Origin of the sequence: Shewanella sp. AC91-MNA-CIBAN-0169 (assembly GCF_040310165.1) — a bacterium.
Lineage (GTDB): Bacteria > Pseudomonadota > Gammaproteobacteria > Enterobacterales > Shewanellaceae > Shewanella.
This window is the reverse complement of sequence record NZ_JBEOPM010000004.1, coordinates 86,440-101,566: the sequence shown is the minus strand read 5'-3', so window position 1 is coordinate 101,566 and position 15,127 is coordinate 86,440. Positions and strand designations below refer to the sequence as shown.

General features: G+C 41.5%; 13 protein-coding genes. 10 read left to right on the top strand and 3 right to left on the bottom strand.

The features are described from left to right. Window positions 1-52 precede the first annotated feature (52 nt). Entirely contained in the window at window positions 53-1,315 is a 1,263-nt protein-coding gene (gene waaA, locus AAEY98_RS05760; protein WP_162024166.1) for a lipid IV(A) 3-deoxy-D-manno-octulosonic acid transferase, read from the bottom strand. A 117-nt stretch (window positions 1,316-1,432) separates the two neighbouring features. Between waaA and AAEY98_RS05755 the strand changes: the two genes are divergently transcribed. The 5 genes from AAEY98_RS05755 (at window position 1,433) to glpG (ending at window position 6,028) form a co-directional block, all read left to right on the top strand. After that, window positions 1,433-2,095: a TetR/AcrR family transcriptional regulator gene (locus AAEY98_RS05755; RefSeq protein WP_059747035.1), complete on the top strand. Its 663-nt coding sequence runs from the start codon at window positions 1,433-1,435 to the stop codon at window positions 2,093-2,095. A 328-nt stretch (window positions 2,096-2,423) separates the two neighbouring features. Further along, entirely contained in the window at window positions 2,424-3,617 is a 1,194-nt protein-coding gene (locus AAEY98_RS05750; protein WP_182745116.1) for a glycine C-acetyltransferase, read from the top strand. Window positions 3,618-3,720: 103 nt separating this feature from the next. After that, on the top strand, window positions 3,721-4,746 hold the full coding sequence (gene tdh, locus AAEY98_RS05745) for an L-threonine 3-dehydrogenase (protein WP_101088609.1): 1,026 nt from the start codon (window positions 3,721-3,723) through the stop codon (window positions 4,744-4,746). 125 nt (window positions 4,747-4,871) lie between these two features. Next, window positions 4,872-5,180: a thiosulfate sulfurtransferase GlpE gene (gene glpE / locus AAEY98_RS05740; protein ID WP_101088610.1), complete on the top strand. Its 309-nt coding sequence runs from the start codon at window positions 4,872-4,874 to the stop codon at window positions 5,178-5,180. Continuing rightward, window positions 5,177-6,028, top strand: a complete 852-nt coding sequence (gene glpG, locus AAEY98_RS05735; RefSeq protein ID WP_351015531.1) for a rhomboid family intramembrane serine protease GlpG — start codon at window positions 5,177-5,179, stop codon at window positions 6,026-6,028. The genes glpE and glpG overlap by 4 nt, the downstream gene beginning before the upstream one ends. Window positions 6,029-6,109: 81 nt before the next feature. Here glpG and elbB read toward each other — a convergent pair whose 3' ends face one another. Beyond that, window positions 6,110-6,763: an isoprenoid biosynthesis glyoxalase ElbB gene (gene elbB / locus AAEY98_RS05730; protein ID WP_182744646.1), complete on the bottom strand. Its 654-nt coding sequence runs from the start codon at window positions 6,761-6,763 to the stop codon at window positions 6,110-6,112. Window positions 6,764-7,293: 530 nt separating this feature from the next. Here elbB and polA point away from each other — a divergent pair. Beyond that, window positions 7,294-10,050, top strand: a complete 2,757-nt coding sequence (gene polA, locus AAEY98_RS05725; protein ID WP_192116213.1) for a DNA polymerase I — start codon at window positions 7,294-7,296, stop codon at window positions 10,048-10,050. 731 nt (window positions 10,051-10,781) lie between these two features. Here polA and yihA read toward each other — a convergent pair. After that, window positions 10,782-11,456, bottom strand: coding sequence for a ribosome biogenesis GTP-binding protein YihA/YsxC (gene yihA, locus AAEY98_RS05720; RefSeq protein ID WP_101088614.1), 675 nt, complete (start codon window positions 11,454-11,456; stop codon window positions 10,782-10,784). A 264-nt stretch (window positions 11,457-11,720) separates the two neighbouring features. On the opposite strand from yihA, the gene AAEY98_RS05715 reads away from it, so the two are divergent. The 4 genes from AAEY98_RS05715 to AAEY98_RS05700 all read left to right on the top strand — a co-directional run bounded on the left by AAEY98_RS05715 (window position 11,721) and on the right by AAEY98_RS05700 (window position 15,015). After that, the gene (locus AAEY98_RS05715) at window positions 11,721-12,344 is read left to right on the top strand and encodes a c-type cytochrome (RefSeq protein WP_101088615.1); all 624 of its coding nucleotides are present in this window, start codon (window positions 11,721-11,723) and stop codon (window positions 12,342-12,344) included. 841 nt (window positions 12,345-13,185) lie between these two features. Beyond that, on the top strand, window positions 13,186-13,848 hold the full coding sequence (locus AAEY98_RS05710) for a methyltransferase domain-containing protein (RefSeq protein WP_182744649.1): 663 nt from the start codon (window positions 13,186-13,188) through the stop codon (window positions 13,846-13,848). 55 nt (window positions 13,849-13,903) lie between these two features. Continuing rightward, a complete protein-coding gene (gene yihI, locus AAEY98_RS05705) occupies window positions 13,904-14,452 on the top strand; it encodes a Der GTPase-activating protein YihI (protein ID WP_101088617.1) in 549 nt (182 codons plus the stop codon). A 95-nt stretch (window positions 14,453-14,547) separates the two neighbouring features. Then, window positions 14,548-15,015 (top strand): DUF2489 domain-containing protein, encoded by a 468-nt coding sequence (locus AAEY98_RS05700; protein WP_101088618.1) that lies wholly within the window; start codon window positions 14,548-14,550, stop codon window positions 15,013-15,015. Window positions 15,016-15,127: the final 112 nt, after the last annotated feature.

Sequence of the window (15,127 nt, the reverse complement as noted above, 5' to 3'; positions counted from 1 at the left end):
TAATGAGCGTCTATTTTTATACGTTTATGTTCAAATGACTGACAGAAAAATGTTACACGATGAGCTCGTTAATGAGGGTAAACTGCTTTAAAAGCGCGCCCCGATTTTGCTCAACGACTGCTAATCCAGCAAAGGACGCGGATTGATACATATGGCTATTGGTAAACTTATTTTGTAATTCTTGCGCCAATTCATCTGCAGAGCTAATACAGATTAATGCACCAGCATCGGCAAGTAACTGGGTGATTTCAGCAAAATCCCAATGGTTGGGGCCGACATATACAGGTAGCCCCATGGCAGCAGGTTCAAGCGGGTTATGACCACCATTATTAATCAGTGTCCCGCCAACAAATGCCTGATCCGCTGTACCGTATAGCATCACTAGCTCCCCCATAGTGTCACCAAGTAACACTTGAGTCTGGCTGTTAACTTCATCATTCATACTGCGTCTAGCTAACGTCAATCCAGATTGGGTAATGGTAATAGCCGCTAAATTAAATTGCTCAGGATGTCGGGGCGCCATAATCAATAATGCATTCGGGAAACAAGCTAGTAGCTGTTTATGGGCGCTCAAAATGGCCTCAAACTCGCCGGGGTGAACACTCCCTGCAACCCAAATAGGTGAATTAACCCGATCCCACTTGGCTCGAAGCGTGTTGGCTTGCTGTTTTTTGATGGGATCAATAGTGAGATCAAACTTTAAACTGCCACACACATGTATGCGCTGACGAGTCACTCCCAGGGTAATAAACCGTTCGGCTTCAGCTTTAGTTTGTACGGTAATCAAGTTGAGTTTGTTTAACATCGGCACAGCCAAACGACGCTTTTTAGCGTATTTATCAGCGGACTTTTGCGATAAGCGTGCATTGGCTAAAATCAGAGTCACTTGTTGCTGCTCTGCAAAGTGGACTAAGTTTGGCCACAACTCGGTCTCCATGATAATGCACACTTTGGGCTGTAATTGGCGTAAAAAATGTTTAATTGCATATGAAAAATCAAACGGTAAATAGCAATGCTGGACTGTATCGCCAAATGCTTTAGTCACTTCAGCAGACCCTGTTGGGCTGGTTGTAGTAACGGTAAAAGCATAATCTGGGTGCGCAGTCATCAGCTGCTTAATCAACGGAATCGCCGCTAACGTTTCTCCCATCGACACACTGTGGATCAACACATCCGTTTTGGTTAACTTAGCAAAACCGAAACGTTCAGACCAACGGCTACGATAGTCGACACTTTTTATGGCACGAAATGCTAAATAAAGAATCACCAGCGGAAACAACAAATATAGGAACAAAGAATAAACAATACGGTTCATGTAAGATGGGTCATCGATTTTTGCTTGTCAGATAAGCACAATGTTAACATACTCATATTAAGTCGGCTTAACGAATTATTTGAGCGACAATAAGTCAATAATGAATATGGAAATCACATGAAAACCCGCGATAAAATCATTTTTGCCAGCTTAGAACTATTCAATGAACACGGTGAGCGTAGTATTACCACCAACCATATTGCAGCGCATTTAGGCATTAGTCCGGGCAATTTGTACTACCACTTTCGCAATAAGGAAGACATTATTAATTCAATTTTCAGTCTATATGAAAGTCATTTAGAGTCAGGCTTTAAGCCTTATGATGATGTGCCTATTACGATTGAATTATTAATGGGTTATTTTGATGCCATGTTCTATACCTTATGGCAGTTTAGGTTTATGTATGCCAACTTAGCCGATATTTTAAGCCGTGATGATGCGCTAAAGAAACGCTACTTACATGCTCAACAACAAGTACTGACTCGCTCAAGTGATGTACTGCGCAAACTCAAAAAAGACGGTTTCCTAGACGTCGATGATAATAAAGTAACCGCGCTTGCCGACACCATTAAAATGATGGTCAGTTTCTGGATTAGCTACCAATTAACTCAATCGAGTACATCAACCATCACTAAAGCCACGCTATACGATGGACTATTAAGAGTCTTGATGATTTTTCAGGCTTACTCTACTCCCACTTCAAGCGCAACATTTTGTCGTTTAGAGCAACACTACTTAGACATAGCCAGCCAAGAACGCCATAGCGTCGCGCAAACATAAGCTAAGTATTTCGTTTACCTCGCATCGATTACAGAATTTCCAATCCGCCAATAACCAACTACAATTGAATCAGTTATTAGCGGATTAACTTAGGGTTATCACCCGCCTTTCATATCCAGTCACCAACCATGTTAATGATTAGTTTTTTTAATGTGAATAAGTCGATACCCCTAATCTAACTCATGTTGGTCTGACGACTAAAAAAAACGCTGTAGAGCGGCAAAAATAAAGGTTAGAATGCCAATAACTCCAAAACACCCTGTCATTTATCGCGGTGTTTTACTGCGTGATTTGGATAAGCATAATAACCATATTTAGGAGAACACAGGTGGCATCTACCTCTTTTTACGACCGAATTAATCAGCAAATTGTCGATGTAAAAGCCGATGGTTTATACAAAAGTGAGCGCGTCATTGCTTCCGCTCAGCAAACAGCTATTCAAGTTAACAGTGAAGAAGTGATTAACTTCTGCGCCAATAACTATTTAGGTTTAGCCAATCATCCTGAACTTATCAAAGCCGCAAAAGCCGGTTTAGACAGTCACGGTTTTGGTATGGCATCGGTACGATTCATTTGTGGTACTCAAGACATTCATAAGCAATTAGAAGCTAGCCTAAGTGCTTTTTTAGGTATGGAAGACACCATTTTGTACTCGTCTTGCTTCGACGCTAATGCGGGTCTTTTTGAAACCTTATTAGATGCCGAGGACGCTATTGTGTCCGACGCGCTAAACCATGCTTCAATTATTGATGGTGTGCGTTTATGTAAAGCTAAGCGTTTCCGTTATGCCAACAATGACATGGCCGACTTAGAAACTCAGCTCATTGCAGCTCAAGCTGCTGGTGCACGCAACATTTTGATCGCCACTGACGGTGTGTTCTCAATGGACGGCGTAATCGCTAACCTTCAAGGTGTGTGTGATCTCGCAGATAAGTACGGCGCATTGGTGATGGTCGATGACTCTCATGCAGTTGGCTTTATCGGTCAAAATGGTCGTGGAACCCACGAATATTGTGACGTGATGGACAGAGTCGATATCATTACCGGTACCTTAGGTAAAGCATTAGGCGGCGCATCGGGTGGTTTTACTGCAGCGAAAAAAGAAGTCGTTGAGTGGTTACGTCAACGCTCTCGCCCTTACCTATTTTCAAACTCATTAGCGCCTTCTATTGTTAGTGCGTCTATCCGGGTGCTTGAAATGCTAAAAACAGGTCAAGACTTGCGTGAAGCAGTATGGGAAAACAGTCGTTATTTCCGTGAGCAAATGTCTGCGGTTGGGTTCACCTTAGGTGGTGCAGACCATGCCATTATTCCAGTCATGATTGGCGATGCTAAATTGGCCGGCGACTTTGCTAACCGTTTATTACAAGAGCATATTTACGTAGTTGGCTTTTCATTCCCAGTGGTACCAAAAGGCCAAGCACGTATTCGTACCCAAATGTCTGCTGCGCACACTCGCGAGCAACTTGATCATGCTATCGGTGCCTTTACCCGTATTGGTAAAGATATGGGCATTATCTAAGCTAACTTGACTAATAAAAGCATAGGTTAATAGAAGCATAGATTAATAACAGCATCGCGTAACAGTGGTTAACGATAGCTCAGACTAAAAATAGGTCATCAACATGAAAGCATTAAGTAAGTTAAAGCCTGAAGAAGGCATCTGGATGGTCGATGCACCAAAACCAGAAATGGGTCACAACGACCTGCTAATTAAAATTCGTAAAACAGCGATTTGTGGTACTGACGTACATATCTACAACTGGGATGAATGGTCACAAAAAACCATTCCAGTTCCGATGATTGCCGGCCATGAATATGTCGGCGAAGTGGTCGATGTTGGCCAGGAAGTACGTGGGTTTAGTATTGGCGATCGTGTATCTGGAGAAGGTCACATCACTTGTGGTTATTGTCGTAACTGTCGTGCTGGTCGTACCCACTTATGCCGTAACACTTCAGGCGTTGGTGTGAATCGTGACGGTGCGTTTGCCGAATATTTAGTGTTACCAGCGTTTAACGCATTCAAAATTCCTGCGGATATTCCAGATGATTTAGCGGCTATATTCGATCCATTTGGTAATGCTGTACATACTGCATTATCGTTTGATTTAGTCGGCGAAGATGTGTTGATTACCGGTGCGGGTCCTATTGGTATTATGGCTGCTGCGGTTTGTAAACACGTCGGCGCTCGTCATGTTGTGATTACTGATGTAAATGAATACCGACTTGATCTTGCCCGAAAAATGGGTGCGACTCGCGCAGTAAATGTTGCAACAGAAAACCTTAAAGATGTTATGAAAGAACTTGGCATGACAGAAGGCTTCGACGTCGGTTTAGAAATGTCAGGCGTACCATCGGCATTCCACGCGATGTTAGACACCATGAACCACGGTGGTAAAATTGCCATGCTAGGTATTCCTGGTGGCGAAATGGCCATTGATTGGAGCAAAATCATTTTTAAAGGGTTGATCATCAAAGGTATTTATGGCCGTGAAATGTTCGAAACTTGGTACAAAATGGCAAGCTTAATCCAATCTGGCTTAGACTTGTCACCCATCATTACTCATCACTTTAGTATTGATGATTTCCAGAAAGGCTTCGATGCAATGCGTTCAGGTCAGTCAGGTAAAGTTATATTGAACTGGGATTAAGCTTTACTGTCTCAGTATTGTGGCTTAATGAGTCAGTACACCAACAAGGGGTTGTATTTATACAACCCCTTGTTGCAAACTGGCGCTAAGCACATCGCTATTTGTACATTTTTATAGGTAATATCATGTCTGGTTTTAAACATTTGTCTATTAATGAGCTTATCCATATGTCGACTGAATCTAACGACATACAAGTTGTTGATATTCGCGACGCAGCGAGTTTTGCTGCTGGCCATATTGAAGGTGCGACCCATTTAAGCAACGAAAATCTAGCTGACTTCATTGGCGGTGCTGATATGGACAAGCCGGTAGTCGTTGTCTGCTACCATGGAATGAGCAGCCAAAGCGCAGCCAGTTATTTAAACGAACAAGGTTTTGACGACATCTACAGTTTAGATGGTGGTTATAGTGCTTGGAGCTTGGCTCACGCATGATAGAAATCGGCCAACTACCTAATGCACGTGCAGCACAGGCATTTATTGACTACCTCAAAGGGTTAAATATTCAATGCCATGCAGTGACTCATTCTCAGGGTGTTGGCCTAATAATCACTAACCCCGCCGATGAAAACCAAGCTCGCGCCGAGTTAATTGAGTTTGCTAAAAACCCATACGATAGTAAATACTTGCAAGCCTCTTGGGACAACGGTGCAACGGATACCAAATTTGACTATGGCCCAGGAACTAAAGGCTTAATTCAACAGTTTATGACAGGTGCAGGCCCACTGACATTAGTGTGCTTTTTTGCTTGTGTTGCCGTTTTCGCGGGCATGAACCTTGGTTTTGCCGATGCCATCTTCACTAGGTTATCTTTTTTTAGTGCCGTTGCGGACAGTGATGTAAACCAAGTGTGGCGGGTATTCACCCCAAGCTTAATGCACTTTTCTGCTATGCATATTATCTTTAATTTGCTGTGGTGGTGGTACTTAGGCGGTAAAATTGAAACCAATTTGGGGACTAGACCGTTACTGTTTTTATTAGTTGTCGCGGGTACTTTGCCTAATATTGTGCAGTTTTACATGACAGGGCCTAATTTTGGTGGCTTGTCTGGCGTCGTGTACGCTGTGGTAGGTTACACTTGGCTAATGGGTATTCGTAAACCTAGCTGCGGTATTAGTTTGCCGCAATCTTATATGGGATTTATGCTCGTTTGGTTGGTTCTCGGCTTTACTGATGTGTTAGGCATGCCAATTGCGAATGGCGCCCACATTGCAGGGCTTTGTGTTGGGTTAGCTCAAGCATTATTTGATAGTAGAACCTCACCAACAACTAAAACCAGCTAACCATAAATAAAAATGCCACTTTAGGTGGCACTCTTTTATCATTAATCCGCTCATATTCACAATGCATCTCAGCCCAAATCACTAAGCCATTTCGAGTACTTTATTAACCAACTTCTCAATGCCAATATGTGCCTCTAAAATCGACGTTGCTAGCATATACGCAGGTGTACTGACGATTTTATTGACTTCATCAACGACAATATCTTCAACTTGCACATTTTTATGCTTACCGCCCATTTCAGTAAATGCATGAGCCGTCTCAGAATCAGTTCCAATTGTGCCTATAGCGCCTGCGCCGTAAATATGAGGGATCATCACCGGTGAAATACACACAAAACCGACAGGTTTATGCGCTAACGCAAACTCACGAATAAAGTTTTCTACAATTGGCTGAATATGGCAATTACTGCCTGTGGTTGCAAAATTGGATAAGTTTTTAGCCGCACCAAAACCACCAGGGATCACCAAACCATCAAATTGACTTATCTCTAATGTACTGGCATTAAGCACTTCCCCACGAGCGATCCGTGCAGACTCAACTAATACATTACGGGTTTCGTCGGTGTTGACCTCACCGGTTAAATGATTCACCACATGCATTTGGGTAATATCTGGAGCAAAGCATTGATATTGAGCACCCGCTCGCGTTATCGCCAGTAGGGTTAATACAGCCTCGTGAATTTCAGTTCCATCAAATACACCACAGCCACTCAGTAAAACAGCAATCTTTTTCATGACATCTTCCTTCAACTTTTAATTGATAATGTAAAATTTACAACAAAAAACCAACAAAACGATTGATCTGATTAAAAATCGTGCTAACTTAGAACGTCGAATTTGCTAGATGCCTTTTTTTTAGTCATAAAACATCACTGAATTCGATTGTGACTTAACTGACATCAATAAAAAAGTCCACAAATTAGTAATATTTATTAGAAATAATATTTAGCTCACAAAAAATAAAAAAGAACATATAACTCAACTAGTTACTGATTTCATTTCAAGCCGTAAGAAAATCTATCCAGCAACGTTGATTAATTCACTCACAGACTTATCCACAGGCTGAGAGTCTTTTGGCGTGGCTGATTGTTGGCTTTTCTCTATAAAATTGCCCAAAAAACCTCACTGGATACACAACGAGTCAAACGTTACGATTATTGACACTATCTTGGGTAAATAACTGACAATCGCACAAGCATCTTGAGGTGCTATGGGTATAATGTCATCCTATTAGTCTCGCAAAATACTGAACACGAATATTAATTATGCCAACAATTCCCAATAACCCGCTCATCTTAGTTGATGGCTCATCTTATCTTTATCGCGCTTATTATGCGCCGCCTCATTTAACCAATTCAAAAGGTGAAGCAACAGGCGCGGTTTACGGTGTTGTTAACATGCTTCGTAGTTTATTAAGCCGTTACAGTCCTAGTCATATCGCTGTTGTTTTTGATGCTAAAGGCAAAACTTTCCGCAACGATATGTACAGTGAATACAAAGCCCAGCGCCCACCTATGCCCGATGATCTGCGTAATCAAATAGAACCATTACATAGAATCATTCACGCAATGGGTTTACCTTTGATCAGCATTTCTGGTGTGGAAGCCGACGATGTGATCGGTACCATCGCCCTTCAAGCGAGTAAAGAAGGCCGGGCAACATTAATCAGTACCGGCGATAAAGACATGGCACAGCTAGTGAATGAGCATGTCACGTTAATCAATACCATGACAGATACCATTATGGGCCCTGAAGAGGTCAAAACGAAATATGGTGTCAGTCCCGATAGAATAATCGACTTCTTAGCACTCATGGGCGACAAGTCCGATAACATTCCAGGTTTACCTGGCGTCGGTGAGAAAACCGCGCTGGCGATGCTGCTTGGTGTAGGAAGTGTAGAAAATATTTTAGCCGATCCACAAAGCGTCGTTGAAGTTGGCTTTAGAGGCTCGAAAACCATGCCGGCTAAAATCATCGAAAATGCCGACATGTTAAAGTTATCATATGAACTGGCGACCATTAAAACCGATGTCGAGTTAGCACAAGACTGGCATCAAATGACGGTTAAGCCTCAAGACCGTGATGAACTCATTAAATGCTTCGGTGAAATGGAATTCAAGCGTTGGTTAGCGGAAGTACTCGATAATAAGCAACCCCGCGGTACCATCAGCCAAGATAGCGAAGAAGAAATCACCGTATCACCAACCATTGAAGCTGAGTATGAAACGATTCTGACCATAGAAGCGCTTGATAAATGGATTGAAAAACTTAATAGCGCCGAACTGATAGCGATTGATACCGAAACCACCAGTCTCAACTACATGGAAGCGGAACTTGTCGGTTTATCATTTGCTACCGAAGCAGGTAAAGCAGCCTATTTACCGTTAGCACATGATTACCTTGATGCGCCGCAGCAAATTGATAAAGCCAGCGCGCTTGAAAAGTTGCGTCCGATCCTTGAAGGCGATAAACCGCAAAAAGTAGGTCAAAATCTCAAGTATGATATGAGTATTTTAGCCAACGCAGGCATTACCCTCAAAGGTATACGCTTTGACACCATGCTCGAATCCTATGTGTTTAATTCAATCGCATCGCGTCACGACATGGACGGTTTAGCGTTAAAATACCTTGGCCATAAAAATATCAGTTTTGAAGAAGTCGCAGGCAAAGGCGCAAAGCAGCTGACGTTTAATCAAGTTCATTTGGATATTGCTGGGCCATACGCCGCTGAAGATGCCGATATCACTCTGCGTTTACATCAACATCTATGGCCAAGGCTTGAAAAAGAACCAGAACTGGCCAGTGTATTTAATGAGCTAGAATTACCATTAATACAAGTATTGTCTGATGTAGAGCGCCAAGGTGTATTGATTGATTCAATGCTACTTAGTCAACAAAGTGGTGAGTTAGCCAAAAAGCTTGATGATTTGGAAAATAAAGCCTACGAAATTGCCGAAGAAAAATTTAACCTCGCTTCACCAAAGCAACTACAAACGCTATTTTTTGAAAAACTAGGTTATCCAATAAAGAAGAAAACCCCTAAAGGTGCGCCATCAACAGCAGAAGATGTATTAGTGGAGCTGGCACTTGACTACCCTTTACCTAAAGTTATTCTTGAACATCGTAGCCTAGCCAAATTAAAGAGCACTTATACCGACAAACTGCCGCTTATGGTTAATGCCACGACTGGCAGAGTGCATACTAGTTATCACCAAGCTAATGCTGCAACCGGTCGTTTGTCATCAAGTGAGCCAAACTTACAGAATATTCCGATCCGTACTGAAGAAGGCCGTCGTATTCGCCAAGCTTTTATTGCCCCTGCCGGTCGTAAAATTTTAGCTGCCGATTATTCGCAAATAGAACTGCGGATCATGGCTCATTTATCTCAAGATGCAGGCTTGCTAACCGCATTCGCAGAAGGCAAAGACATTCATAAAGCTACCGCAGCGGAAGTCTTTGGAGTGCACTTTGAAGAAGTCACCACTGAGCAACGTCGCCGCGCTAAAGCGGTTAACTTTGGCTTAATTTATGGAATGTCTGCTTTTGGTTTAGCCAAACAGCTCGATATTCCACGCAATGAAGCACAAAAGTATATCGACACGTATTTTGCTCGCTATCCCGGTGTACTCAAATACATGGAAGAAACCCGAGCCATCGCCGCTGAGCTAGGTTATGTATCTACATTATTCGGACGTCGTTTATACTTGCCTGAAATCAACGACCGTAATGCAATGCGTCGTCAGGCAGCTGAACGTGCAGCGATTAACGCTCCGATGCAAGGAACAGCAGCAGACATCATCAAAAAAGCCATGATAGCCATTCACCAGTGGATTAACCAAGACACTCAAGGTGAAATCACCCTGATAATGCAAGTACACGATGAATTAGTATTTGAAGTGGATGAGGCCCAGGCTGAAATCCTCAAAACTAAAGTGTGCGATTTAATGGCGCAAGCAGCGTCATTAGACGTGACATTATTAGCTGAGGCTGGCATTGGCGACAACTGGAATGAAGCCCACTAGTCATTGGCTTAGGTTATGTTTGCAAAATAAACGTCTGTAGCTAAAACAAAAATACCGTATTCATTAGAATGCGGTATTTTTATTTGGACATTGTAACTATGTTTAAACTGAACAGAAATGAACCGAAATGAACGCTTAGCGCAATAAATATCCTCACCACCTATGCATCCTCTATTACTCAACCTATGCCTCAATGACCAATTTAATGATATATAACCGACTAGTTCATCGTTCTAAGCGGCAAATAAAGACTATTTTGAGTTTGTAGTCACAGTTATTGTATCTTTTTATGAAAAACAGTTTTTCATTTTAAGGCGAATAAGCTATTATATTCGCTGTAGGGTACAGAGGTTAAGATGTTCAATCTTTCAAACCTTTATTTCACTAGCGATAGTGACTAGCCAAATTCGGCGCCCCAGCAACTTAGGTTGCTGGGGCTTTTTTTTGATTTTTTTTATCATTAAAAATATTTAGAGTAAATACTTTAATGTTGATTAAAAAACAGTTATTATAGGGTTATTGAGAGTCATCAAATTGAGTTGATGGCACTTGAGTCTTGTTGAATTTAGCTTCTCCCCAAAAGAGCTAATTTATTTGTACCGATGGCCGTTTGGTTATCGGTTTTTTTTTGCTTAAAAATCGCCATTGTTACAACGTAGAAAACTCAGACGAAAAAAAACCGACATATTTGCCGGTTCTTAATTTTGCTAATCTTTTATATCACTCGACCGCTACTCTGGTGCCAACTCCGACTCCGACGCTTGCTCTGCCTTCTGCTCAGCTAACCATTCTGGATGACACCAATCATTTAAGATGCTCAACACTTTGGGCTTACCGGTGCCTTTTAGCGACGATAGTGTCTCAACTTGCACTTTATCACCAAAATCTTTTAAGGCTGCACGCACATCATTAACGGTTTTCATTTTGACGCTTTGAGTCAATTTATCCGATTTTGTTAGCAATGCTAATACCGGAATGTTGCTTAATACTGCCCATTCAATCATCTGCATATCGAGATCTTTCAATGGATGACGGATATCCATCAATACCACCACACCACTTAAACAAGCACGCTTTTGTAGATATTCGCCAAGCGCTTCTTGCCATTTATGTTTTAATGCTAAAGGAACTTGCGCAAAACCATAGCCAGGTAAATCGACTAAACGACGATCATCATCTAGCTGAAACACGTTGATCAATTGGGTTCGTCCTGGCGTTTTACTGGTTCGAGCTAAACTTTTTTGTTCAGTAAGCGCATTTAGCGCACTGGACTTACCGGCATTAGAGCGCCCAGCGAACGCAATCTCCACCCCGATATCCCCAGGAAGATACTGATCTAAATGCGCAATATCCGGCGCACTGATTAAAAACTTAGCCCTACGGAAATCGATACGAGATTCTGTCACTCTTAACTCCAATTAAATTACTTCTAGTAAACGCATTACCATAAATTTTTAACAATTGCTTACTTTTGCACATTTTCGTGTAAAATATTAGCCTGATCACATTATATACCCAAGCAACGCTGATATGTGTGATGTAGTCATAAATGATCTAGCTCTTCACGAGCATCGTAAACTACATCAGAGCGCTTGGAAAAAACATTTTACCACGCTTGCGGGTCTTCCTAGTAAGCTCAGGACAATAAATTAACTAGAAGTTGGAACGCCATGAAAAAGTTAGCTCTTGCGCTGTCTGTAGTCGCCGCTATGTCATCATCAGTTATGGCTGAAGGTAATGCTGAAGCAGGCAAAACTAAAGCAATCGTATGTTCTGCCTGTCACGGTGCTGACGGCAATAGCATGATTGATATGTATCCTAAATTAGCAGGACAACACCCTGCCTATCTTGAAAAACAATTAACAGAATTTCGTCTTGCTGCTAAAACCGGTGGTGCTGAAGGTCGCATGAACCCAATTATGATCGGTTTTGCAATGGGGCTCAGTGATGAAGACATCGCTGATGTTTCAGCATTCTTTGCAAGCCAAGTACAAGTTGTCGCCGATGTTGCCGACGTACCCACAGCAGGTGAAAAACTGTATAAAGGCGGTGACGCCGCTCGTGGTATTACAGCATGTGTTGCCTGTCATGGTCCTGAAGGCCAAGGCGCAGCTGCTGCAGGCTTCCCTGTCGTGGGTGGTCAGCATGCTAACTATATCAAAATTCAGCTAACACAATTTCGTGATGGAGTTCGTCACAACGATTTAAATGGCATGATGCAAGATGTAGCTAAAAAATTATCTGATGCTGATATCGAAGCATTATCTAAATATATTTCAAGTATTAAGCACTAATACCCTTGAATATTTACTAATAAAAAAATGGGCTTTCTAGCCCTTTTTTTATGCCACCAAGTTGACGTTGACGTAAGCTTCATCGATTATTGCTTGACAGTGTTCACACTTTTAGCGTTAAATACACCCCGTACCGAGGTAAACCCAACTGTTTGTAACATAAATCTAATAACATCAAGCAGGTTTCGGACTGATACATTTAAGATATAAGAATAAAGATAATTCATAATAATAATAATTTAAGACCACTCACTAATAATAATAATATGAGTCGAGATTTCATTTTGAAATACTGGTCGCAGAATTTGTAAGGAATAGACCGATTGGTCGACATGCTATTTAGCACTGCCTTACACAACAGAGTGACTGATAACCCAGAGTATTATTTGAAGGATTCAAATAATGGCAAACAAAGCTTATTGCTGAGGATGCACCCGCTGGAAGCTTTATCGCTCGAAGGTATAAAGTAACAAGGATGGTTAACTAATGTCATTGAAGACAATTAGGATAATGATGCGTCATTGAAGACCATCTACGGAAGCTGTAGTCAGGACGGCAACAGAATATAAAAAAGCGTCATTGATGACCAATAACAATTAAAAACGGCATGGAAAGCAGAAGAAATAAAGATCTGACCGGGATAGTCACATAGCAAGTACGGATACTTGGAATCAGAATAAAGTGCGTTAGGCACTATTTTACGAGGCGGCAGTTTATACTGCCGCTTTTTTTTATGCCCAAATAGCATCAATATCAACTTCATTTCAAATACTTACTTTAAATTAACCGCATTCGCTATATAATCGTTTATTAAGTCAATACTTAGGTAATGCTGTATTTGATGAACGTATGTCCGCTTTGTAATCATAGTGCTGATTTTTTTGTTCAAGACAAAAAAAGAGCTTTCTACATCTGCGAACGGTGTGGCTTAGTCTTTGCTAACCCAAAATCACATCTTATGCCAGATGTTGAGCGTCAGCGTTACGGTCGATCGCAAAAGTCATCGAGTCAGAAACCATTATCGCAATTTATTCTGCCACTATTAGCCCAAATATCTCAGCAACAGAGCGGTGCGTTAACTGGTCTTAATTTTGGCCGCTTACTTGACGACCAGAGCAGACAATCCATTGTTGATGCTGGTCATCTTGTTAATCAGTACGACCCATTCTTTGCTGCAGATCAGTCGGTACTGCAACATAGCTATGATTTTGTATGTTGTTACCGGGTATTCGAACACTTTCGTCATCCACACCGTGAATGGAAATTACTCAATCAACTGGTTAAACCCAATGGCTGGTTAGCAATAGGCACGCCTTTATTGACCGATCAAGACCATTTTGCCAAATGGCATTACAAAAACAATCCAACTCATGTAAGCTTTTACCAGCAGCAGACATTCGAATATTTAGCATTAAATAGTGATTTTGAGCTATTATTTGCATCGAAAGATCTGGTTTTGATGCAAAAATCATCAAAATCTGATATAAAGCGCATCCTTATTTAGTGCCTTGTAGAAATTGCTCTGCAAGGACGTGTTTAGAAAACCTAACGAGAACATCATGGCTCGCAGTAAAAAAACTCGCAAAGGCGGCGAAAACGGCGCTAAGTTTGCACCTAGAGTAAAAAAAGTTGATCGCAACGCGGTCGATGGTAAAAAATCTGAAACCGGCCGTAAATCAGGCAGCCGTCACAATGAAACGTTGCTTAAACAAGCATCAGGTAACACTTCGGTTAAGAGTAAAGATGTCCGTCATGGCAGCAAAAAGCCGGTAGCACTTACTTTACCTACGTCTGTTACCGCGCCATTAGTGGTTAAGCCTAAACAGCCTAAACTGACTGACGAACAGAAGTTACTGAAACTTGAAGATGATCCAAGACTAAATCAGTTACTTGACCAACTTGAAGAAGGTCGTGATTTATCTGACACTGATCAAAAGTGGTTGAATATTCAATTAGACAAAATTGAGCAACTGATGTTGAGCTTAGGCCTAACTGAAGGCGATGATACGCCAACACAAAGTCCTAAAAAGCAACTGAGTGACGATGAACTATTAAATCGTTTTGAATCAGGTGCCGATATGCTTAAAGATTATCAGCAGAAAGATTAATCTGCTCGATGAAAGTAATACCAAGCTATTTCTTGGTTTGATATCAAAAAACTGGCGCAAATCGCGCCAGTTTTGTATTCAAAAAAGGATAAATTGTGTCTACAACCGCCATCGTAATTGCTCTACTCATCATTGTAGCCCTTGCTACCTACGCAACACACTTACTGTTAACGCTTAAACGTACAACACAAGCTAATCAACAAGCACTTTCTGAGCGTAAGGCTAAAGCTGAAGAACGTAGACAACAAATACTGACTGATATCCGTTACATTGCCGCAGCAATGCTAGAAGATCGTTGTGAACTGTCTGAAGGCGTTATGCGCATAGGTAAATTATTTGATGCATTATCCTTGTCAGAACAAGTTGTGGCAGACTTCCCTAACCTGTTTACCCATTATGAGCTGATTAGAAACCATCCCATCATGGAAGCGCGTAATGAGCTACCAAAACAACAACGGATGAAGTTTGATTTTGAGCGGATGAAATCAGAAGCAGAGTTAGAACAGGTTATTCTAGACGAAGCAAAACACATAGCCGAGTTTGATAAGCCAACCACTCATTAGCGCAACATATTAGTTAACCTGAACTCGAGATAAGAGTTCAGGAGGTCATAATAAAAAACACAATCTTAGTCACTATCGCTATCAAACTTGTTATTTATTCTGCTAACAAGAT

Excerpts from the sequence above, each read along its gene's own strand:
- elbB (WP_182744646.1), bottom strand. The coding sequence starts at position 6,763 with ATGAAAAAGATTGCTGTTTTACTGAGTGGCTGTGGTGTATTTGATGGA.
- polA (WP_192116213.1), top strand. The coding sequence starts at position 7,294 with ATGCCAACAATTCCCAATAACCCGCTCATCTTAGTTGATGGCTCATCT.
- glpE (WP_101088610.1), top strand. The coding sequence starts at position 4,872 with ATGTCTGGTTTTAAACATTTGTCTATTAATGAGCTTATCCATATGTCG.
- AAEY98_RS05755 (WP_059747035.1), top strand. The coding sequence starts at position 1,433 with ATGAAAACCCGCGATAAAATCATTTTTGCCAGCTTAGAACTATTCAAT.
- tdh (WP_101088609.1), top strand. The coding sequence starts at position 3,721 with ATGAAAGCATTAAGTAAGTTAAAGCCTGAAGAAGGCATCTGGATGGTC.
- waaA (WP_162024166.1), bottom strand. The coding sequence starts at position 1,315 with ATGAACCGTATTGTTTATTCTTTGTTCCTATATTTGTTGTTTCCGCTG.
- AAEY98_RS05710 (WP_182744649.1), top strand. The coding sequence starts at position 13,186 with ATGAACGTATGTCCGCTTTGTAATCATAGTGCTGATTTTTTTGTTCAA.
- glpG (WP_351015531.1), top strand. The coding sequence starts at position 5,177 with ATGATAGAAATCGGCCAACTACCTAATGCACGTGCAGCACAGGCATTT.
- yihI (WP_101088617.1), top strand. The coding sequence starts at position 13,904 with ATGGCTCGCAGTAAAAAAACTCGCAAAGGCGGCGAAAACGGCGCTAAG.
- AAEY98_RS05715 (WP_101088615.1), top strand. The coding sequence starts at position 11,721 with ATGAAAAAGTTAGCTCTTGCGCTGTCTGTAGTCGCCGCTATGTCATCA.